Below are 19,991 nucleotides of genomic sequence, written 5' to 3'. Positions count from 1 at the left end.
ACACGAGGTCAGAGGTGCCGCACGGAGTGCGGCGGCGCCGGCCGGACGCCGCCGCGCTTGCCCCTCCATGTCTACGCCACCGGGGCCGCACGTCGTCGCCCGCCCGCGCCCGCAAGGGGGCGAAAAGAACCAGGCCGGGGGTGGGGACGGTCGGCTCCGCGGCTTTACCCACACTCCCCGATTCGGGACCCGCGTCGAGCAAGACCAGGGGGCCACTCGGACACATTGCGGGCAGGGGTGAAGCCTGCCCGAGTAGCCGGCAAGCGTACGGCCCCCTGATCATGCACAACCCCAAACCGGGCAGGACACCGGCCAAACCCACTCCGCCGACCTTTGCCATTTCCACGCCACGGTGAGGTGACCCATGTCACACTGACATCTCGCGTGAGTTTGAGGGGGCTCAATGGGGACCGATACTGAAGAATTCGCGATTATGGTTGACGTAGCGATCGAGAGATTCATCGATCGGATCGACGCGGCGCGCGACATCATCGACATCACATCTCCCGTAATTGCGGCCGCGGACAGCCAGAAGGCGGTATTTCACAAATTCGTCGGCGGATTGAATTATTTGACACGTGAGGAATTGAACCAGTTCTTTGGCCTACTCGAGAAGTCTGGAGAAGAAGCCGCGAAAAATAACGTCCCTTGGCAAGTGGAATTGCTGAACGCAGTCTGGGAGGAGTTCAAGGGCAAGAGTTGGACGTCCAAGCTTGCTACGGACCTTCATGCCATGCTTCGGCGGCCGTCACGAATAGACTTTCTGCGAGAGTCTACGGTCGTATCTGCAGTAACCTCTTTTGAGGTTCTTTTCTCCTCTCTGATTTCGTCGTTCCTCAAGGTGTCCCCTCAGGCGCTCGATGCTATGTCAAAGGAGAAGGAAAAAGAGTTCTCGCTTCGCGACTTGAAGAGTCTCGCAAACATCGAAGAGGCTGTCGATCTCGCTGTATCTCGGCGAGTTGATGAACTCATGTTCGGTAGCGTGTCGGATTGGCGCAGATTCTGCATCGACAAGCTGAACATTAAATTCGAAGAGCTCTGCAGCGATTGGGTCGCGGTCCAAGAAATATTTCAACGCCGACACGTCCTCGTCCATGCGGGAGGGGTCGCATCGGCCCGATATGTCAATGCAGTATCGACCAACGGGAAGAGGGGGGAAGTACAGGTAGGAAAAAAAATTCGCACCAGCGAAAATTACGTGCATCAAACGCTTGATTCAATCCTGGCCTTCGGAATCCTGCTGGCAAGTTCGGTCGGCATGAAATTTGCAAAGGACCGCGAGGGTGTTATCTTGAATAGCCTTCACAGTCTTACCTATAGTCGCCTGCTAGCCAAAGATAACGATATGGTTAGACATTTGTGCACTGCGGGAGAAAAGCTCGCAATGGAGTACGACGGTCAGTTGCTTTTCAAGGTCAACGGATGGATCTCCCAGAAGCGCACGGACCCGGAGACTACTGCGACACAGGTTCGTGAATGGGACACCTCCGCGCTTGAGGATAGATACAAGCTCGCGAAGGCATGCCTACTGGGCGAGGCTCAGAAGGCACTTGAGATGATGAAGAAGATGCATTCTGCTGGCGATTTGAGCTCTGAAGACGTACTCGAATGGCCTCTATTTGAAGGGGTGCGCGAAATACCCGAGTATGTCGAATGGAGTAAAACGATAACGCTTCCGTTCGGAATTTCAAGCCTCCTCGGCGAGGAATACTATCTCAGCACCCGAACAAAGGTACTTCACGTGGAAAAGTGCCGCTCTCGCGGTTCTGCGACGAAAATAGATTCACTTGCCGACTTCGACACTGATAAGCATCGAGTCTGCTCTATCTGCAACCCGCTCAAATGGGAAAGTTGACTTGAAGGATGGTCTCTCGGAGTGCCGCTCCCGTCCGATACTGTCCCTCCGGGTCGAGAAGCGACCGGTATGGCCGCTGCTGGCCGATCCGTCTAGAGCTACGGATCAGAAGAATGCCCCTGCCATCAGACGCCGGACTCCAACGGACGGACGCGGCAGCAGGTAGACCGCCCGACTCTCAGGACGTCGCGATGACGCTGCCGAGCCGCCCGCCCTGGTAGTCGTTCCATGCCTGCTCCACACGCACGGCCACAGGCGCAGGAGTGGGGAACTGCACCTCAGCCTCAAGTCCGAAGAGCAAACGGGACAGCCGGCGCGGGCTCATGAGCGCGTCACGCAGCCGGAACGTCATCTTGCTGCCTTTCATCCTCCATGAGCACGGTCTGACCGACCAGGTCTCCGAGGGGCACGCGGAGGATGCGCGACAGCTCCGTGAGCATGTCGATACGGGGAGGCTTCCGGCGCCCTGTCTCGATCTTTGCCAACCAGTCGGTGCTGCGCCCGACCAGACCGGCGAGTACCTCTTGCGTGTAGCCACGACGCTTCCGGTAGAACGCGATCCGCTCGCCGATACTCAGGTGATCTCCGAGACCACGCACTGCGTGCTGCCTCCTGCTGGGTGGGGGTTGGTTTCACGGTACCGAGGCCGTGACGAGGCCGGTAGCTGGCCTCGGTCAGTGCTTGGTCAGAACCAGCGTCAAGGGTCAAACAACATGAGACCCGGACACAGTGTCCGGTTGCTTAGAACAGCCAGAAGCTGTACTCAGTGACCTGCATTGAGGGCATCATCTGGGACATGACGACACCGGCGAGCCCGTCAGGACAGCAGACGAACCTCCGAAAGGTCTTCTACCAGTGTCAATTGGGGAAAAGTGACCTTGACAGCCTGTTTGCAATGGCATGCGAGGGAATACCCCTGCCTCAGGTGAAAATCTCGACCACTGCTGGGGTGACGCTAATCTGGAAGCCCTCTTTGGGGGAGCTTGTGGAGAGTGTCCGACGTGACGCGCCGGAGATTCATGGGGATTGGGCAAATCTCACGCTTCAAGCTGATACCGCCTCCGAGGAAAGAGGGGTGAAGATAAGTATAGACAAGGAGCGAACCGAGGTTAATGTCTCGGGGTCCGACACGACCTGGGCGTATGGCCAAATAGCCAGAATTGAAAAATTCCTGGTTTCGCGGGGTGCGGTATTCAGTTCCCCGAGGTATGAAAATGTCATTACCTTTGTCTCTCTTGCTTTCTTTGTGGGTCTCGGGGCGTTCTTCCTGATTCATGGCGTAGATGACGATACTGTTGCGGATTGCGTCAGGCAGGCGAATAACGCCTCAAAGAATGACGTTATCTTTAACTTCTTCATGACGGTGACTTTCTCCTTCGGATTACTTTTTCCCTTCTTTCAGCTCATGAAGCGTCGAGCGTCGCGAGCGCGGTTGAAAGTGGACGTGGATGTGTCAAGGGATTCGTGGTGGTCGCGGCTCTCCAATGGAGAAAAGATCGCCGTGGTGGTAGTTCCGCTGACTGCGCTAGGGACTCTTGGCACGGTAGTTACGGCCGCTCACAATCTGTGGGGCAAGTGACTGGAGGCTCTGACGTCGTTAGGTGCTTCAAAGCTGGAGAATGAGATCTTCGGATTGGATGTGGGCATGAATGATGCAATGATCGGTCTTTTAGGGGGTATCGGAGGTGCCGTTATCGGTGCAGTCGGAGCCAGTCTTGGCCCACTGCTTATTCAGAGACGCCAAGAGCGCCACCAAGATAGGAATCAAGAACAAGCACTCTTGCGTGATCAGCAGCGAGAGGACGATTCCTACGCCCGTGGGGTCCTGGAAGATTTCATCAGGATCCGGGTGGCATCGCGCGAGTTTCTCGATGTGTGTGCTCGTGAAATTGACTCCATTAAGCTTGGAGTCCCGGTCGATGCGGATGCTGCAGTTGCTGCTGCCAGGCCGATGGCGGGGCTCGCGTACTGGTTTGAACTGGAGAGCGTAGAAGAGGGCAGAGTGTATCGCGCATTCATGGAGGTGCATTATAAGGTTGTCTATCTGATTCGTCGATCAACGAGTCCGGAACCACCATTTCACGATTCGGCGAGTCGAGAGCACTGGCTAAATGATGAAGTGCTCCCAGCGTTGGAGGACCTCCAACAGGTGCGTGCAGAAATGATGGCCGACATGCTGAACGAGGTTCGCGTGCGAACGGCTGAGGCGGGCATCCCGGTTCCGCCTCGTATTGCAGAGAGGCGAAGCGTTGACGGGTCCGATTCGCTTCAGTAGGCGTCAAGATGAATACCTTGAGCTGCCCTTCTGCCTCTGTGGAACGCTGGTGAGTCAGCTCTCACCTGACGCGGAGTCCACGAATGGGTGCGTTCCCCTCATACTTCCCCCAGCGGTGGCAGGGCGAGGAGAGACTGGAGACCGGAAGGGTGAGCGGAGCCCGCTGTGAGTCTGTCGTGGCGCTGAAGCGGGGCCGTCTGTGGGCCGTCGAAGGGTGGCCCACAGCGACCAATGCCGACCGCCCGACCACAGGTCAGCGCTGCGCCGAACGTCGATCGCGTGAGGTCGCTCCGGGCCGACGTCACTTCCTGCGCAACAAGAAGCGGAGCGAGGACGATCCAATTGGGCTGCGCGATCCGTCTGGCGCCTATGGAGGACCCCACTGACGATGGATCCGCCCAGAGTTCCGACGACAGCGATGAGCGCAACAAGGATGGCCTGCATGCCCGTAAGTTCAGCACTCCCTGGTTCGTCCTGACGAGACCGCGTGCCTGCGGGCTGTTCAAGTCCCCGGGGTGTCGCTGCCTGTCGAATGCGTGTCGACGCGAGGCATCGAATAGTCACGCAGCGATCGACTTGGCAGGTCACACCGTGAACGACACCCGCGTGAGCAGGCGCCTTCTAAGCGCTTGGTCGCAGGTTCGAGAAAGAAGTACAGCAACCGTGCCGACCACAGATGACCACCCCGAACCGCTACCATCCCCGCGACCAGTGCGGGATCCCTCAGCGACCTACACGCCCGTATTCGCATCGAGAGGGTCAGCCTGTGCCACAGGCGTGCCAGATCGAGGGGGGAGTCACGGGGAACGGCGGCTGCCAGCGGGGCTCAGGAACCGCAGGCGCCAAAGCCAACGTTACCCAGGTCAGCGCCCAACTCGCCCTACCTCGCTCCTAAAGCGGTGATTGCTCGACCCACCGCTGCAGGCGGGCGCAGGCCACCAGTGCGCTGCCGTCTTCGGTTAAGTAGATCAGGAAGGTCCATTTCTGATCGACAGAATCGATCAGCCCTCCGCGCACCGGCCGGCCATGCTCGCGGAGAAGCTGCACCATTCGTTCCAGCCCAAGAGGTTCGACTCCGCGCAGCCGCATGCGCCGCAGTCGGATTGCAAAGACCCCGGCATGCTGCTCTGCGGGATGCGTCGTATCCCACACGCAGTAGGTGGCGCCGCTTCGGATAGCGGCCAGAGCAGCCGCGGAAGCCTCGTCGTCACCGGCCAACAGCTTCTCCAGCAAATGCCGTTCCATGTTCACCCCCGTCGAGATCCTGCGGTACCGCAGCCAGGTACCGCAACCCAGCAATTGCCCCGCCCGGTAACGTCCCTCTGGGGCCAGTAGCGGCCGGAATGGCCGTCACTGGCCGATCCGCTAGAGCTACGGATCAGAAGGTGACCGTGCCCGATCCGTGCCCGACAGGCCGGTAAACCACGGTCAACAGCGGCTGCCAGGAACAGCCGTGCGGCTCGCCCTGGCACCCGTTGCCGCTGGTTAGGCCGCCAACTACGCCCAGAGGCACGGTGATTCCCAAGCTCAGGGCGTGGACCACCGCGTCGGCCAGCCGCGCTGAAGGGAGAGACGCTCCACACGGTCGGACAGGTCGTCAGGTACCTCCACGCCCATACGGCGAGCAGTTTCTATGCGGTGCCTCACATGCCCGAGGATGTTGTCCAGTCCCTCGTCGCTACGCGTGGCGAAGTCGTCGAGAGTCTGCGTCATGAGCCGGTTTTGGTCTGCGTCGGAATAGGGCACAGGATCGAACATACCTGCCTAGTCAGGCGGGCGGATACAGCAGGGGGATACCGCAACCACAGCAACCAGCTGCGCCCTGTAGCACCCCTCTGGAGCCCCGATGCGGCCGGCATGGCCGTCGCTGACCGATCCGGCTAGAGCTACGGATCAGAAGGTTCGGCGCACCGATCCGTCCTGAAGCGTGACGGGGCTAGGATCGCAGCGGGCGAAGCCGTAGCGCAGGGGTAGTCGCGCGCGGTCTCCAAAATCGCGAGGACGCCGGTTCGAATCCGGTCGGCTTAGCCTGCCCCCGTTAGGCGTCTAGGACGATGAGCGTCCGTGCCAGACGTGTGCCAGTACGGCTGGCGACCCGCGGTCTATCCCGGTCACTCAAGGGGCTGTCTCAGAGTGACCGGGAGGGCCTTTCCGCAGCTCAAGCATCCTGTACCAACTTGTGTGCCCGGTGATTCCCAAGCTCAGGGCGCAGCACCACTTCCATCGATGCTCAAGTCCTGCCGCATGCCGGTCCTGAGGGCAGCAAGAGCGTCGTCGTAGCTACGCCGCCCCTCCAAATAGACCTGTTCAGTGACCAGCACTCCTTCCATCACACGATCACGGAGATCGCGCAGCCGGCGGAAGGCATTCTCCGAGGCCTCCACCACGCCGGGCGGCGCCGTAATAGTGATCTGATACCGCAAGCCGATGCACGGTCCGAACGCCTCACGAGCCGTGGTCCGACGCGTCGCGAGTTCCATGTCCGGATCTCGAGCCACGTTCCCGCAAGTGTGACGAGCCTCAGACAGGCAAGCCAGATAGGCGCCATATAGGGTGCGTCGCGTCTGTATTTCACGGTCCTGGTGCTCTCGCTGCCAGCGTCGACGGTCGAGGAGCATGGCGGAGCCCATCGCGATCGCGGCTCCAACTACCGTGCTGGCTAGGGCGATCCACTCCATGGCCTGACCGTAGCTGCTCCGCTGCTTGAGACCGCGCTCACCCCAGAGCCGCCTCAGTCTCCGTCTCATTCAGTCGCGTTCAGAGTTGTTCATCCCAGGCCGGATTCGGTCGCTGCCACAGCAGCGAGCCCGCAGTGAACGCAGGTGAACGCCCCCGGACGAACCCCTCACCCCAACCAACAGACTTGGAAAGAGTGCGCGCTACGTTCCCCCGTCGTCCAGATGCAGCGCACCGTTCAGCTTGCCTTGCCTAGCCGGGCAACCGCCCGTACCAGTGCCGCCACGTGATGAGTCGTTGCCGCCGACAGGACCAGGCGCACCGCCCCGGAACCGTCTCCATTCGCCTTGGCCCGCCATTCGAGCCCGGTCGTGTCGAACCCAGCCGTCGCCAAAGCGTCCGCCAGCTCTGCACCGGCTTCCGTCGCGTCCCGCCAGCCCGCCACGTAGTCCACCCCATGCACCCACACCACGTCGTCAGGATGGAACGACTCGTCCTCGAAACCGGCGTCCTCTGGGTCGTGCATCTGCCTCAAGTCCCTTCCCCGCACGTTGGCTTGACTTCAACGACCGGGACTCATCGAGCGTGAGCACGACGACGACCCCGGTACCATCGGCACCGGGTTGCATCTGCATCCCACGCCGGACCGCCCCGCTAGCTGACCAGGCGAGGGGCGGTCCGACCCACAATCGGCTTACGAAGACCGGAAGTTAGAGGATCTGTGAGCAGGGATCGCTGATCACTGCCAGCGGCACGTAGACCACGATCCAGAAGAGAACGATCCCGAACGCGAATAATCGCTGCCTCATCAGTGCGCACCGCCGCTCTCAGCCCGAGTAGCCCTGAGGAATGTGGTCGCTGCGGCCCGGAATCCCGTATGACCGGAGCGGCCCGCATGCTGCAGGCACCACACTTCTGGTGCCTCCCTGCTGTCAGCAGGGCCTGAGGATTCCCCGCACGTCGTGCACTCGGTCTCGAAGATCGGCCCGCTTCCCGAGGCATCGACCTGCAACACCCAGTCCGCGAACCGCCACACCGCACCTACCGCCATCAGTGCCGCCCTCCTCTGGACTCGCCGCGCGCGAACCGGCTTCCGCGATCCACCGTCAGGAGCGAGGCCGCACTGACCCGCAGCGGAGGGCCGGACTTGAAGAGCAGGACCACCAGCGGGCCGCCCGAGGCGTACCGACCGGAGCGCACCGCCTTGACCTCACGCCACTGACCATGGGCGCTCACCCAGTCGCCGCGCTGCACACGCAGCGCCATCACTCGGGCCATCACGCCTCACCTCCGTCGGGAGCTGTCACCACGGCCCAGACCGCCTTGCCGACGCCGACCCGCTCGTTCACGCCCCACTGGTCTGCCAATGCGGCAACCAGGCCCAGCCCGCGCCCATCCTCGGAATCCGGATCGAAGTCGCGCTTCTCCAGCCAGGTGTCGGCCGCATCGTGGACCTCGATCCGCACACCGCCACTGGTCGGCAGATAGCGGGTCTCGATCTCCCGCCCGGGCGAAACCCGTGCGTGCCGTACGGCATTGGTGACCAGCTCCGAGAGCACGATCAGCGCGGCGTCCTCAATCACGACCAGGCCCCAGCCGGCCAACGCCTTGCGCAGCTCCATGCGAGCCAGGCCCACGCACCGGGGATGGCGAGCCCAACGGCACATCACTTCCGGGAGTTCGTCCTCACTCATGACGCGATCCTCGGGCCGGAGACTAGGACGGAGGAACCTCCCCCAAACCCCACTTTGGGACGTCCCGCGGAGGGTAGAACGTCCCTAGCACCGTCCCAACATCCAGGGAGAGACTGCGATGCAAAACGAACGGCTTCGCGCCGCCATGGCAGCCGGAGGGTGGACGTACTCCACTTTGGCAGCGAAGGCGGAGGTGGACCCCAAGTCCGTTGAGCGATGGGTCAATCTCGGCCGGACACCGCGCCGTGGCACGGCCCTGCTCGCGGCTGAGATCTTAGGAGAAGACGTGCACGCTCTCTGGCCATCGCTTCGTCAGGCTCGCGCTGCCCGAGCCGTCAGCCCCGAACTGGTGGCCTTGCACGACCAACGCGCCAACGTCCCTGTGTCCACGTTCACGGACATGCTGGCGCAGGCCGCCGAGTGCATCGACATATTGGTGTACGCCGCTGTCTTTCTGCACGAGGCATACCCGCGGCTCAACGACCTTCTGCGGGAGCGAGCCGCCGCAGGCTGCACGGTGCGTATCGCTGTCGGCGACGCCGAGAGCGAGAACGTGAGGCAGCGAGGCGCGGAAGAGAAGTTCGGCCACGGCATTGAGTCCCGCTGCCGACTCGCCCTCATGCACTACCGTCCCCTGCTTGGCGTGCCCGGCATCGAGCTCCGGACCCATGCGACGACGCTGTACAACTCTCTCTACCGCGCGGATGATCAACTACTGGTCAACGCCCACGTGTGGGGGGTGAACGCCTATGGGGCACCCGTATGGCACCTCCGTCGCAACGGCGACGGCGGGATCTTCGACACCTACGCGGCCAGCTTCGATGCCGTGTGGTCGACAGCCGAACCGGTAGGGGAAGAGTGACCGTGGCACGGACCGAGTACTTCGACGACCCTGACGCTCCCAAGCCGAACAGCTTGGTGGTCGCGGCGTCCGCAGTCGTGACCGACGAGGCGGGACGCATCCTGCTCCAGCGTCGCCGTGACAACGAGCTATGGGCACTGCCGGGCGGCGGTATGGACATGAGCGATTCCCTCCCGGGCACGGCCGTACGAGAGGTCAAGGAAGAGACCGGCCTCGACGTCGAGATCACGGGCCTGGTCGGCACGTACACCGACCCCCGCCACGTCATGGCGTACACGGACGGCGAAGTGCGCCGTCAGTTCAACGTCTGCTTTACAGCTCGCGTGCTCGGCGGTCAGCTCACCATCTCCGACGAGTCCACGGAACTGCGGTTCGTGTCGCCGGACGAGCTGGACGCGCTGCCCATGCACCACACGCAGCGGCTCCGGATCCAGCACTTTTTGGAGCACCGAGAGTGGCCGTATCTCGGCTAGCGGAGCCAAACCCGCATGTACTGTTGCCTGCCGCCGCAAGGGATCAGTCGCACGCGCAGCGGCCCAGTCCACGCGATCGAGCGCTATGGTGGGCAGGTCGTAGTAGCTTTCACCAACACGTCATGGAGCAGCTCGATACATCGCTGGACAGGGCCACGGCCGTGCGGCGGTTCGCGCCAACGGCTACTTGTCCGTTGCCTCCGGCGCTGGGGCGATGCCTGTCGGGCAGGATGCTCCCCAGTTCGTCTCGAACGGGGTACTTAGCTTGACGCCCGTCCCGGCGAGCCTGTGCTGCCATGTGCCCCATCGGCCGCAGCCAGCTGTTGAATGAAGCAGCCCGTCATCCCCGTAGGTCGGCAAGGAGTTCGTCTCCAACGGGGTATGGGCGTTCTTGGGGCAGCAGTCGGGTAGCGGAGGCCAAGTCCCCGCTGCTGACGAGGGCCTGGATCTCGTGGGCGAGTGGGGTTACGTCGCGTATGGAGACTGTCCACTCGTCCGCGTAGCGTCGTGCGGCCTCACCGGAGAGGCCGAGTTGTAGGGATCGGTATGGCAGGGGCTGTAGGTGCGGGTCCCGCTCGGGGTCCCACTGCACGCGGGTGGGCGCGCGCTTCAACTGACGCTGCCAGGTGGCCCGGTCGGGGTGTACCCCGCGGACGTAGCTTGACAGGCACGCGTGGCGCAGCGCCCACTCGAAGCTGTCACGGCTGATCTCGACAGCGAGGACGGTCTCCTGCCCCGCTTTCGCGCCCCAGCCGCAGCGGTACATCATCCACAGGAACGACGGCTTGATCCATGTCATCCTGTCCCGCTTCCACGCGGCGGGGAAGCGGCCGTCGCGGACGGCGGGCTGGCCGATTTCCGGGGAGTACGCCTGGTAGACGGTGATCGTGGATTCCGTGTAGGTCGCACGGATCCTGCGTTGCGGTTCTTCCATGGCGTACAGCGTGGGGTCGGCCGGGTTCGGGCGGCCACTGATTTTCGACTGCCCTTCACTGCGATAGAGAGCACCTGCCGCAGCTCCGTGCGGTTTGCCGGTGCCGCGGCCACCCTTTTCAGATCCCTGGGCTTACACGGGCTACTTATCCGTGACCTCCGGTGCCGGAGCTACGCCGGTCGGGCAGGAAGCTCCCCAGTTCGTTTCGAACGGGGTACTTAGCTTGACGCCCGTCCCGCCGATCCCGCAGTACCCCGCCGGGTTCTTGTCGAGGTACTGCTGGTGGTACGCCTCCGCCGGGTAGAACGTACGGCCCGCCGCCGGCAGCACTTCCGTCGTGATCGTGCCGTACCCCGATCCCGTCAGGACCTTCTGGTACGCCTCCCGCGACGCCTCCGCCGCCTCGGCCTGAGCCGTCGAGTGGGTGTAGATCGCCGAGCGGTACTGCGTGCCCACGTCGTTGCCCTGGCGGAAGCCCTGCGTCGGGTTGTGGGACTCCCAGAACAGTTTCAGCAGCTCCGCGTACGAGACGATCTTCGGGTCGAAGACGACGCGTACCGCCTCCGTGTGACCCGTGAGGCCCGAGCAGACCTCGTCGTATGCCGGGTTCGGCGTGTAGCCGCCCTGGTAGCCGACCAAGGTCGTCCAGACGCCTTCCGTCTGCCAGAACTTGCGCTCCGCGCCCCAGAAGCAGCCCAGGCCGAAGTCCGCGATCTCCAGGCCTTCCGGGTACGGGCCCAGCAGGGGGTTGCCCAGCACCGTGTGGCGGTCGGGGACGGTGAATTCGGGGTCGGGGCGGCCGCGCAGGGCCTTGTCAGGGGTGGGGAGCTCGGGGGTGCGGTGGGACAGGAACATGCGGGGCTCCTCGTGGTGTGGGGTCCGTAGAGGGAACGTACGGACCCCTGTCGGGCATTCCTCGGCCTGCCTCGATGCGCCGTCGACCTGCTGCCTGCTGTCTGCCTGCTGTCGCTCTGGCATCGACGCGCGCCCTGCCGCGTCAGTGCGGCAGCGTCGCCGGGCTGCCGCCGTTCGCCTCGTACCCGGCCACAGCCAGCGCCCGGCAGACCGTGTACTCGGCCGCCGGATCGCCGCTTTGTGTCCACGGCAGTGCGCCAATGTGGCCGTCCACCCGCACCAGCTGGTTCATCGCCTCCGCCCACCTCTCCGAATGGACGAGGAAGAGGATCAGAAGGTGGCGTACGTGCGCGAGCATCGGGTCGTCGCCGCTTGCCGAGTGCACCGCGAAGAGCGCTCCCTCCACCGCCTTGGTGACCACCGCGCTCTGGTAGAAGCCCTGCACCAGGATCACGTCCGGGATGTGCTCGTACACCGCGAAGAGCGGGAGGGCGGCGAGGAGCGAGCCCTGCGGCGCGCGTGCCGCGGCCGTTGTCGCGAAGTGGTCCGCCTCCTCGCGGGAGCCGTGCCACTTCTCGCACCAGTAGTGCAGCGCGGCCAGATGCGCGCCCATGTGCTGCGGCGCGCGGTCGATGACCTTCGCCCACAGCTGGTCGAACTGCTCGGGGGAGTAGCCGAGTCCGCGTGCGACGGCGAGTTCGACGATGTACGGGACCGGGTCGCCCGGTGCGAGCAGTGCCGCCTCGCCGCAGACCGCGCGGGCCTCCTCCAGGATGATCCGGAAGTCGTCCGTCCCGGCGGTCGAGGACCGCCAGGCCTGCTGCACCAGGAACTCGGCGTGCACCTGAGCGGCGCCCGCGTCCTTCGGGGACTCGGAGCGCCAGGCGCGCAGCCACGCGCCGCCGACGCCCGGCCGCTGCTGGAGCTCCAGCGACGCGGCGCCGGCGAAGGCCTGCACGCGCTGCCAGCGCACCTCGCCCTCCTTGGAGGTGCCGGCCAGCAGCTGGGCGGCGGCCCGCCACTCCTGGGTGCGCTGGACGACATCGAGCACGTCGAGGAGGTCCTGGTCCGGTCCCGGCAGCCTGATGTCCAGCTCCTCCTGGCGCATGAATCCGTACGTGGCCGGGTCGGCGGCGTCGGGCGAGCCGGGCGCGACCTGGCGGATGCCGGAGCGGCGGCGCAGCAGATAGGGACCGAAGGCCGCGGCCAGCAGACCCATCGCGATCAGGAACCAGAGAATCTCCATGACCCCATTGTTCCGGACAGAGGTCGGGCCGGGCCACGCCCGGGGTCCCGCCGGGACTACGCTCGGACCTCATGAGTGACGAGCAAAGTGTGCACAGCTTCGAGACCCTCGCCATCCACGCGGGCAATACCGCGGATCCGCTGACCGGCGCGGTCGTCCCGCCCATCTACCAGGTATCCACTTACAAGCAGGACGGGGTCGGCGGGCTCCGCGGCGGCTACGAGTACAGCCGTAGCGCCAACCCGACCCGTACCGCGCTGGAGGAGAACCTGGCGGCCATCGAGGGCGGCCGGCGCGGGCTCGCCTTCGCGTCCGGGCTGGCGGCGGAGGACTGCCTGCTGCGTACGCTGCTGGCGCCGGGTGACCATGTGGTGATCCCGAACGACGCGTACGGCGGCACTTTCCGGCTCTTCGCGAAGGTCGTCTCGCGCTGGGGCGTGGAGTGGTCGGTTGCCGACACCTCCGACCCGGTGGCGGTACGTGCCGCGGTCACCCCGAAGACGAAGGTGATCTGGGTCGAGACGCCCTCCAACCCGCTGCTCGGCATCACCGACATCGCGGCCGTGGCGGAGGTGGCCCGCGGCGCGGGCGCGAAGCTCGTCGTCGACAACACTTTCGCCAGCCCCTATCTGCAGCAGCCGATCGCGCTCGGCGCGGACATCGTCGTGCACTCCCTCACCAAGTACATGGGCGGGCACTCGGACGTTGTCGGCGGTGCGCTGATCGCGGCGGACAGGACGGTCGGCGAGGAACTGGCGTACCACCAGAACGCGATGGGCGCGGTGGCGGGCCCGTTCGACGCGTGGCTGGTGCTGCGCGGCATCAAGACCCTTCCCGTCCGGATGGACCGGCACAGTGAGAACGCGGGCCGCGTCGCCGAGATGCTGACCAAGCATCCCAAGGTCACCAAGGTCCTTTACCCGGGGCTGCCCGAGCACCCGGGGCACGAGATCGCCGCGAAGCAGATGAAGGCGTACGGCGGCATGGTGTCGTTCCGTATCGCGGGCGGCGAGGAGGCGGCGGTCGAGGTCTGCAACCGCGCGAAGCTCTTCACGCTGGGCGAGTCCCTGGGCGGCGTCGAGTCCCTCATCGAGCACCCGGGCCGGATGACGCACGCGTCGGTGGTGGGTTCGGCGCTGGAGGTCCCGGGGGACCTGGTGCGCCTGTCGGTGGGCATCGAGTCGGGCGACGACCTGCTGGCGGACCTGAAGCAGGCGCTGGGCTGACGAGCTGGAGAGGGCGCAGACCGGGGGCAGGCACGTACCACGTCCGTCCGGCGGCCGGTGTGTCCTCAATCGCCGGGCGGGCCTGACCCCGGGCCCGTCCGGCGAACGACGTCAGGCGCTGACCTTCTCGTCCTCGAGAGTCTCGCGGATCTGCGCGCGCAGATCGAGGCTGTCCGTGTGCCCGTGGACGGAGACCGCGTGTTCGGCGGCGGCCCGTACGACTTCCTCCTCCTCGCCGGAGATGGTGAGGGAGCAGTCCATCTCGCTGGGGAACTTGCGGCAGTCGGCAACTTTCCTCGTCATGACGACCTCCTCGGTCGGTCTGTACGCCGCTTCCTCCAGCATAGATCCGTACAAGTCGGATACATCCGGATGGAAAGCCGTTTACCAGCCCTCCAGCGGAGGAGTCGTCTTCGTCGGTGGTGTGACCCACGGCTCTGCCGCCGCCGCCCAGATCGCGAACGCGATCGCCGCCGCCATCAGCAGCAGCCATGCCGCGCGGCGCAGCGCCCGGTGGCGGCGCAGCAGGCGGGTGCCGTGCTCCGCGGCGCGCTCCGCAAGATCGGCCGGGACCGGCGGATGCCGGGTCTCCAGCATCCGGCGGACCTCGTCCTCCTTGCGGTCGGGGCCGCTCACGACACCGTCTCCGCCGGGGCGCTGCGCATCGTCGCGATCGCGCGCGTGCAGATCGAGCGGACCCGTTCCACCGGGAGTCCGATCAGCGCCGCCGTCTGTTCCTCGGCGACCCCCTCGTACAGGCGCAGCACCAGGATCAGGCGCTCCTGCGGGGTGAGACGTTCCAGTACGCCACCGTGCGTCTTGTGGTGGCGCCAGGCGCTGCGTGCGAAGCGCGTGGCGAGTTCCTGGCGTGTGCGGTCGTACGGATCCTCGCCGCGCAGCCGGTCCCACTCCGCGTACGTATGGGCCAGCGCGGCGGTGAGCAGCTGCTGCGCGTGCGGGGTGACGCCGGGTGCCTCGGCGGTGAGCAGCGTCGCCGCATGCAGCAGTCGGCCGGCCGCGCCCGCGACGAATGCCTCGAACTCCCGGGCCCGGCGACGCCCCTGGGCCGTCTGCCGCTCGCTCACCTCCTCATATAGAGGCAGCTGCGCTCCCCGGGTCAAGAGGTCGGCGGCGTCTCCGTGTCCACGGGCGGCAGTCCGGCCTGGCGGGCGGAGAGCGCGGTGTTGAAGCGGGTGAGCAGAGTGCAGAACGACTCGCGCTCCGCCTCCGTCCAGCCGTCCGTCACCTGTGCCATCAGCTCGCGCCGCGAGGAGCGGACCTCTTCGAGCCTGGCCTGTCCGCGCGGGGACAGCTGGAGCACGACCGCGCGGCCGTCCTCCGGGTGCGAGGTGCGCTTGACGAGGCCGGTGTCGACGAGCGGCGCCACCTGGCGGGTGACGGTCGACGAGTCGATGCCCATCCCCGCGGCCAGCGCCTTGACGCCCATCGGGCCTTCCAGGTCGAGCCGGTTGAGGAGCAGATAGGCGGCGCGGTCCATGGAGTTGCGGACCTGGCCGACCCCGCCGAGCCGGGTCTGTTCCGCGCGGCGTGCGAAGACGGCGACCTGGTGCTGGAGGGCATCGAGGAGGCCGGGGTCGAGATGAGTCGTCATGTCCTGAGAAGTGGGCATGGCTGCCGTGGCTCTCTCGTGCGGTGGTCGGTTGGTGGGGGACAGAGTACGCGGCCGTGACCCGGTGCGTACCAGCGCTGCACAAACCGGTGGGGAAGCACGGGATCCGGACGGCCGCCGCGCCGGTGAGCTGCGAGACTTGGTGTCATGAGCTTCAGTACGTCTGGCACCTTGCGTCCCGTCATCCTCGACGACATCCGCGGGGCGCAGAAGATGCTCTCGGGTGTCGCGAGAACCACCGCGATGGAGGGCAGCAGACATCTGTCGCGGCTGGTGGGCGCGCCCGTCCACTTCAAGTGCGAGAACCTTCAGCGCACCGGTTCGTTCAAGCTGCGCGGGGCGTACGTACGGATCGCGGGCCTCTCCCCCGAGGAGCGCGCGGCGGGCGTCGTGGCAGCCTCCGCCGGCAACCACGCGCAGGGTGTGGCGCTGGCGTCCTCGCTGCTCGGCGTGCACTCCACCGTGTTCATGCCGATGGGAGCGCCGCTGCCGAAGGTCGCGGCGACCAGGGAGTACGGGGCCGAGGTGCGGCTGCACGGGCAGGTCATCGAGGAGACCATGACCGCGGCGCAGGAGTACGCGCGCGAGACGGGTGCGGTCTTCATACACCCCTTCGACCACCCGGACATCATCGCCGGGCAGGGCACGGTGGGTCTGGAGATCCTCGAGCAGTGCCCGGAGGTGCAGACGATCGTCGTCGGTATCGGCGGCGGCGGGCTCGCGGCCGGTATCGCTGTGGCGGTGAAGACGCTGCGTCCCGATGTGAAGCTGATCGGTGTGCAGGCGGAGGGCTCGGCCGCTTACCCGCCTTCGCTGGCCGCCGGGCACCCGGTGTCGATCGATTCGCCGTCGACGATGGCGGACGGCATCAAGGTGGGCCGGCCCGGCGACGTTCCGTTCAAAATCATTGGCGATCTCATGGACGAGGTCCGTACGGTCTCCGAGGACGCGCTCTCCAGCGCGCTGCTGCTCTGCCTGGAGCGGGCGAAGCTTGTTGTCGAGCCTGCCGGGGCGAGTCCGGTGGCGGCGCTGCTGAGTGACCCGCGGTCGTTCCAGGGGCCGGTCGTGGCCCTGCTGTCGGGCGGCAATGTGGACCCGCTGCTGATGCAGCGCATCCTGCGGCACGGCATGGCGGCGGCGGGGCGTTATCTCTCGCTGCGGGTGCGTCTGACGGACCGGCCGGGGGCGCTTGCCGCACTTCTGGCGGCGTTGTCAGTGGTCGACGCTAACGTGCTTGACGTGAGTCATGTACGGACCGATCCGCGGCTCGGGCTCACGGAGGTGGAGGTGGAGTTGCAGCTGGAGACGAAGGGCCCGGAGCACTGCGAAGAGGTCGCGACGGCACTGCGCGAGGCGGGTTACACGGTCATGGGCTGAGCCTGGGGGCAAGCGCTCGCCGTCATTCCCTCGCGGATCGCCTCGCGCATCACCTCGGGGATCACCTCGGGGCCTCACTTCCCTCGCGACACAGTCTTGAGTATCGCGATGTATCGCGTTACGGTGAAGATCCTGCCATGCTCCCGTCAGGCGGCGGGAGGACGTACACATCCAAGTTTTTTCGCACGAAGAATCCACCCACCTGCCACCTTGGGAGAACCCATATGCCAGGCGCCATATACGCCGAAGGTCTGGTCAAGACCTTCGGCGAAGTAAGGGCTCTGGACGGCGTCGATCTCGACGTCCCCGAAGGCACCGTCCTGGGGCTTCTCGGCCCCAACGGAGCCGGCAAGACCACCGCCGTGCGCGTACTGACCACTTTGCTCCAGCCCGACAGCGGCCATGCCGTCGTCGCCGGTATCGACGTCCTGAAGCATCCGAACGAAGTCCGTCGCTGCATCGGCCTCTCCGGCCAGTTCGCCGCGGTCGACGAGTATCTGACAGGCCGTGAGAACCTCCACATGGTCGGCCAGCTCTACCAGATGAGCGCGCGCGACGCGAAGGCACGGGCGGTCCAGCTGCTCGACCGCTTCAACCTCGCCGACGCCGCCGACCGCCCGGCCAAGACGTACTCCGGCGGCATGCGCCGCCGGCTGGACCTCGCAGCCGCGCTGGTCGTCTCCCCGCCCGTGATGTTCATGGACGAGCCCACCACGGGGCTCGACCCGCGCAACCGGATGCAGCTGTGGGAGGTCATCCAGGAACTGGTCGGCGGCGGTACGACGCTGCTGCTCACCACCCAGTACCTCGAAGAGGCCGACCACCTGGCCGACGACATCTGCGTCATCGACCACGGCAAGGTCATCGCCCGCGGTACCGCCGACCAGCTCAAGGCCCAGACCGGCGGCGAGCGTGTCGAGGTCGTCGTGCACGAGCGGGACCAGATCGCCCCCGCCCGCGAGGTGCTCCTCGGCCTCGGCAAGGGCGATGTCGCCGTCGCCGACCACACCCGCAAGCTCACCGTCCCGGTCACCGGCGGCGCGAAGCTGCTCGCCGAGGTCATCCGCGAACTGGACACCCGGGGTGTCGAGATCGACGACATCGGTCTGCGCCGACCGACCCTCGACGACGTCTTCATCTCGCTCACCGGCCATGCCGCCGAGCTCCAGGACGAAGAGAACGGCGAACCCCAGGAAGCCGTAGCGGCCAAGGGCAAGAACGCCCGGAAGGAGAGCGTGAAGTGACCACCACCGCGGAAACGCTGAAGCCGACGGCACCGAGACCGCGCGGCGGCGTCGTCCAGTCCGTCAACGACTCACTCGTCGTCGCCAGGCGCAATCTGATCCGGATGACCCGGATCCCGGAGATGATCATCTTCGGGATGATCCAGCCGATCATGTTCGTGGTGCTGTTCAGCTATGTTTTCGGCGGCTCCATGAACGTCGGCGGCACCACGGACCCCGGCGTCTACCGCGAGTTCCTGATGGCAGGCATCTTCGCCCAGACCGTGACGTTCGCTACGGCGGGCGCGGGCGCGGGCATCGCCGACGACATGCACAAGGGCCTCATCGACCGGTTCCGCTCGCTGCCGATGGCCCGTGGAGCGGTCCTCACCGGCCGTACGCTCGCGGACCTCGTCCAGACCGCGCTGACCGTCGTCGTCCTCGCGATCGTCGCTCTGCTGGTCGGCTGGCGGATCCACGAGGGCATTCCCAAGGCGCTCGGCGCGTTCGCGCTGCTGCTTCTGCTGGGTTACGCCTTCTCCTGGATCGGCGCACTGATCGGACTCTCGGTCCGGACGCCCGAGGCGGCCACCTCCGGCGGTCTGATCTGGCTCTTCCCGGTCACGTTCATCTCGAACGCGTTCGTGCAGTCCAGCAATCTGCCCGGCTGGCTTCAGCCCGTCGCCGAGTGGAACCCCTTCAGCGCCACGGTCCAGGCCTGCCGTGAGCTGTTCGGCAACCCCGGCGCCTCGCCGTCCGACGCCTGGCCGATGGCACACCCGGTGCTGGCCTCGATGCTCTGGTCGGTCCTGATCATCGTGGTCTTCCGGACGCTGTCGGTGCGCAAGTACCGCTCGGCGACCGCCTGAGGCCGGACGCCGACACCAGGTGATGAAACGCCGGAAGGTGCTGAAGCACCGGAAGGTGCCGGAACAGCGGAGGGGCCTGACCGCATGCGGCGGCCCGGCCGCTCCGCTGTTCCTCCTGGTTCAGCCCGTGTACGGCTTGGCCTCGAGGATCTTCACCGAGGCCGTCCTGCCGTTGGGCAGCTCGTACTCCGCGTTCTCGCCGACCTTCTTGCCGTTCACGCCGGACCCGAGCGGGGACTGCGGTGAGTACGTCTCGATGCTGTCGCTCGCGTACTCCCGCGAGGCGAGCAGGAAGGTCGTCGTGTCGTCCTCGTCGCCGTCGAAGGCGATCGTCACGACCGTGCCGGGCGCGACCACGCCGTCCGCGACGGCAGGCGCCTCGCCGACCTTCGCGTGCTCCAGGAGCTGGGTCAGCTGGCGCACCCGGAGCTCCTGCTTGCCCTGCTCCTCCTTGGCCGCGTGGTACCCGCCGTTCTCGCGCAGGTCGCCCTCCTCACGCGCAGCGGCGATCTTGGTGGCGATCTCCGTGCGCGCAGGACCAGACAGGTACTCCAGCTCGGCCTTCAGCTGGTTGTACGCCTCCTGGGTGAGCCAGGTGACGTTTTCGCTGGTCTGGGTCACAGGTGCTCCTCGTAGGTACTGGGAATACAAAGCATCGCCCTACCCAAAGGATGTGCCTCCCCGGGTGGGCGAAACCACGAGCCTAACAATTTCGTGGCGGAAGGGGGAGGACGAATGCCATCAGAATTACATCAACGCAGGTCAGCGACGAGACCCGCCGACAGCGAGCCGGGCC

The 19,991-nt window shown here is 65.5% G+C and carries 26 protein-coding genes and 1 tRNA gene; 10 read left to right on the top strand and 17 right to left on the bottom strand.

The genetic code is table 11. The annotated features are described in order from the left end of the window. Positions 1 to 403 precede the first annotated feature (403 nt). Positions 404 to 1,855 carry a hypothetical protein gene (locus tag ACWDZ6_RS11375; RefSeq protein ID WP_451502663.1) on the top strand — a complete coding sequence of 484 codons (1,452 nt, stop codon included), beginning with the start codon at positions 404 to 406 and terminating at the stop codon, positions 1,853 to 1,855. 178 nt (positions 1,856 to 2,033) lie between these two features. Here ACWDZ6_RS11375 and ACWDZ6_RS11370 read toward each other — a convergent pair whose 3' ends face one another. Continuing rightward, positions 2,034 to 2,207, bottom strand: coding sequence for a hypothetical protein (locus ACWDZ6_RS11370; protein ID WP_451502662.1), 174 nt, complete (start codon positions 2,205 to 2,207; stop codon positions 2,034 to 2,036). Beyond that, positions 2,188 to 2,454 (bottom strand): helix-turn-helix domain-containing protein, encoded by a 267-nt coding sequence (locus ACWDZ6_RS11365; RefSeq protein ID WP_451502661.1) that lies wholly within the window; start codon positions 2,452 to 2,454, stop codon positions 2,188 to 2,190. Before ACWDZ6_RS11365 ends, ACWDZ6_RS11370 begins: the two co-directional genes overlap by 20 nt. 197 nt (positions 2,455 to 2,651) lie before the next feature. Here ACWDZ6_RS11365 and ACWDZ6_RS11360 point away from each other — a divergent pair, with 197 nt between their 5' ends. Continuing rightward, complete coding sequence (locus tag ACWDZ6_RS11360; RefSeq protein ID WP_451502660.1) at positions 2,652 to 3,434, top strand: hypothetical protein; 783 nt, start codon at positions 2,652 to 2,654, stop codon at positions 3,432 to 3,434. 66 nt (positions 3,435 to 3,500) lie between these two features. Next, on the top strand, positions 3,501 to 4,130 hold the full coding sequence (locus ACWDZ6_RS11355) for a hypothetical protein (protein WP_451502659.1): 630 nt from the start codon (positions 3,501 to 3,503) through the stop codon (positions 4,128 to 4,130). A gap of 891 nt (positions 4,131 to 5,021) precedes the next feature. On the opposite strand, the gene ACWDZ6_RS11350 is transcribed toward ACWDZ6_RS11355, so the two are convergent. After that, positions 5,022 to 5,375 (bottom strand): hypothetical protein, encoded by a 354-nt coding sequence (locus ACWDZ6_RS11350; RefSeq protein WP_451502694.1) that lies wholly within the window; start codon positions 5,373 to 5,375, stop codon positions 5,022 to 5,024. A 282-nt stretch (positions 5,376 to 5,657) separates the two neighbouring features. After that, entirely contained in the window at positions 5,658 to 5,843 is a 186-nt protein-coding gene (locus ACWDZ6_RS11345; RefSeq protein WP_451502658.1) for a hypothetical protein, read from the bottom strand. A 239-nt stretch (positions 5,844 to 6,082) separates the two neighbouring features. Between ACWDZ6_RS11345 and ACWDZ6_RS11340 the strand changes: the two genes are divergently transcribed. Next, positions 6,083 to 6,158, top strand: a tRNA-Trp gene (locus ACWDZ6_RS11340). Between the two features lie 173 nt (positions 6,159 to 6,331). On the opposite strand, the gene ACWDZ6_RS11335 is transcribed toward ACWDZ6_RS11340, so the two are convergent. The 5 genes from ACWDZ6_RS11335 to ACWDZ6_RS11315 all read right to left on the bottom strand — a co-directional run bounded on the left by ACWDZ6_RS11335 (position 6,332) and on the right by ACWDZ6_RS11315 (position 8,500). Further along, on the bottom strand, positions 6,332 to 6,808 hold the full coding sequence (locus tag ACWDZ6_RS11335; protein WP_451502657.1) for a hypothetical protein: 477 nt from the start codon (positions 6,806 to 6,808) through the stop codon (positions 6,332 to 6,334). Positions 6,809 to 7,044: 236 nt separating this feature from the next. Further along, a complete protein-coding gene (locus ACWDZ6_RS11330) occupies positions 7,045 to 7,332 on the bottom strand; it encodes a hypothetical protein (RefSeq protein ID WP_451502656.1) in 288 nt (95 codons plus the stop codon). Between the two features lie 282 nt (positions 7,333 to 7,614). Further along, complete coding sequence (locus ACWDZ6_RS11325; protein WP_451502655.1) at positions 7,615 to 7,857, bottom strand: DUF7848 domain-containing protein; 243 nt, start codon at positions 7,855 to 7,857, stop codon at positions 7,615 to 7,617. Then, complete coding sequence (locus ACWDZ6_RS11320; RefSeq protein WP_451502654.1) at positions 7,857 to 8,084, bottom strand: hypothetical protein; 228 nt, start codon at positions 8,082 to 8,084, stop codon at positions 7,857 to 7,859. Before ACWDZ6_RS11320 ends, ACWDZ6_RS11325 begins: the two co-directional genes overlap by 1 nt. Beyond that, on the bottom strand, positions 8,084 to 8,500 hold the full coding sequence (locus tag ACWDZ6_RS11315) for an ATP-binding protein (RefSeq protein WP_451502653.1): 417 nt from the start codon (positions 8,498 to 8,500) through the stop codon (positions 8,084 to 8,086). The genes ACWDZ6_RS11320 and ACWDZ6_RS11315 overlap by 1 nt, the downstream gene beginning before the upstream one ends. 118 nt (positions 8,501 to 8,618) lie before the next feature. Between ACWDZ6_RS11315 and ACWDZ6_RS11310 the strand changes: the two genes are divergently transcribed. Next, positions 8,619 to 9,362 (top strand): helix-turn-helix domain-containing protein, encoded by a 744-nt coding sequence (locus ACWDZ6_RS11310; protein ID WP_451502652.1) that lies wholly within the window; start codon positions 8,619 to 8,621, stop codon positions 9,360 to 9,362. 2 nt (positions 9,363 to 9,364) lie between these two features. Further along, on the top strand, positions 9,365 to 9,835 hold the full coding sequence (locus ACWDZ6_RS11305; RefSeq protein ID WP_451502651.1) for an NUDIX domain-containing protein: 471 nt from the start codon (positions 9,365 to 9,367) through the stop codon (positions 9,833 to 9,835). 340 nt (positions 9,836 to 10,175) lie between these two features. On the opposite strand, the gene ACWDZ6_RS11300 is transcribed toward ACWDZ6_RS11305, so the two are convergent. From ACWDZ6_RS11300 to ACWDZ6_RS11290, 3 genes are all read right to left on the bottom strand, one after another. Continuing rightward, positions 10,176 to 10,769 carry a DUF4291 domain-containing protein gene (locus ACWDZ6_RS11300; RefSeq protein ID WP_451502650.1) on the bottom strand — a complete coding sequence of 198 codons (594 nt, stop codon included), beginning with the start codon at positions 10,767 to 10,769 and terminating at the stop codon, positions 10,176 to 10,178. Positions 10,770 to 10,910: 141 nt separating this feature from the next. Continuing rightward, on the bottom strand, positions 10,911 to 11,624 hold the full coding sequence (msrA, locus tag ACWDZ6_RS11295; protein WP_451502649.1) for a peptide-methionine (S)-S-oxide reductase MsrA: 714 nt from the start codon (positions 11,622 to 11,624) through the stop codon (positions 10,911 to 10,913). A gap of 142 nt (positions 11,625 to 11,766) precedes the next feature. Beyond that, entirely contained in the window at positions 11,767 to 12,870 is a 1,104-nt protein-coding gene (locus tag ACWDZ6_RS11290; RefSeq protein ID WP_451502648.1) for a hypothetical protein, read from the bottom strand. Between the two features lie 71 nt (positions 12,871 to 12,941). Between ACWDZ6_RS11290 and ACWDZ6_RS11285 the strand changes: the two genes are divergently transcribed. Next, complete coding sequence (locus ACWDZ6_RS11285) at positions 12,942 to 14,096, top strand: cystathionine gamma-synthase (RefSeq protein ID WP_451502647.1); 1,155 nt, start codon at positions 12,942 to 12,944, stop codon at positions 14,094 to 14,096. Positions 14,097 to 14,207: 111 nt separating this feature from the next. On the opposite strand, the gene ACWDZ6_RS11280 is transcribed toward ACWDZ6_RS11285, so the two are convergent. From ACWDZ6_RS11280 to ACWDZ6_RS11265, 4 genes are all read right to left on the bottom strand, one after another. Further along, on the bottom strand, positions 14,208 to 14,399 hold the full coding sequence (locus tag ACWDZ6_RS11280) for a DUF1059 domain-containing protein (protein WP_326652233.1): 192 nt from the start codon (positions 14,397 to 14,399) through the stop codon (positions 14,208 to 14,210). A gap of 81 nt (positions 14,400 to 14,480) precedes the next feature. After that, positions 14,481 to 14,732 carry a hypothetical protein gene (locus ACWDZ6_RS11275; protein ID WP_451502646.1) on the bottom strand — a complete coding sequence of 84 codons (252 nt, stop codon included), beginning with the start codon at positions 14,730 to 14,732 and terminating at the stop codon, positions 14,481 to 14,483. Continuing rightward, entirely contained in the window at positions 14,729 to 15,181 is a 453-nt protein-coding gene (locus tag ACWDZ6_RS11270; protein WP_451502645.1) for a sigma factor-like helix-turn-helix DNA-binding protein, read from the bottom strand. The genes ACWDZ6_RS11275 and ACWDZ6_RS11270 overlap by 4 nt, the downstream gene beginning before the upstream one ends. Positions 15,182 to 15,213: 32 nt before the next feature. Further along, positions 15,214 to 15,726: a MarR family winged helix-turn-helix transcriptional regulator gene (locus ACWDZ6_RS11265; RefSeq protein ID WP_326652236.1), complete on the bottom strand. Its 513-nt coding sequence runs from the start codon at positions 15,724 to 15,726 to the stop codon at positions 15,214 to 15,216. 147 nt (positions 15,727 to 15,873) lie between these two features. On the opposite strand from ACWDZ6_RS11265, the gene ilvA reads away from it, so the two are divergent. The 3 genes from ilvA to ACWDZ6_RS11250 all read left to right on the top strand — a co-directional run bounded on the left by ilvA (position 15,874) and on the right by ACWDZ6_RS11250 (position 19,195). Then, positions 15,874 to 17,103, top strand: coding sequence for a threonine ammonia-lyase (gene ilvA / locus ACWDZ6_RS11260; RefSeq protein WP_366730184.1), 1,230 nt, complete (start codon positions 15,874 to 15,876; stop codon positions 17,101 to 17,103). 224 nt (positions 17,104 to 17,327) lie between these two features. Continuing rightward, positions 17,328 to 18,347, top strand: coding sequence for an ATP-binding cassette domain-containing protein (locus tag ACWDZ6_RS11255; protein WP_451502644.1), 1,020 nt, complete (start codon positions 17,328 to 17,330; stop codon positions 18,345 to 18,347). Further along, the gene (locus ACWDZ6_RS11250; RefSeq protein WP_326652239.1) at positions 18,344 to 19,195 is read left to right on the top strand and encodes an ABC transporter permease; all 852 of its coding nucleotides are present in this window, start codon (positions 18,344 to 18,346) and stop codon (positions 19,193 to 19,195) included. The genes ACWDZ6_RS11255 and ACWDZ6_RS11250 overlap by 4 nt, the downstream gene beginning before the upstream one ends. Positions 19,196 to 19,315: 120 nt before the next feature. Here the strand turns inward: ACWDZ6_RS11250 and greA are convergent, their stop codons facing one another. Beyond that, positions 19,316 to 19,816, bottom strand: coding sequence for a transcription elongation factor GreA (gene greA / locus ACWDZ6_RS11245; RefSeq protein ID WP_366730186.1), 501 nt, complete (start codon positions 19,814 to 19,816; stop codon positions 19,316 to 19,318). Positions 19,817 to 19,991: the final 175 nt, after the last annotated feature.

The sequence above is a fragment of the Streptomyces sp. NPDC002926 genome (genome assembly GCF_053591755.1).
The sequence above is the reverse complement of the archived record's forward strand: the minus strand, read 5'-3'. Positions and strand labels throughout refer to the sequence as shown.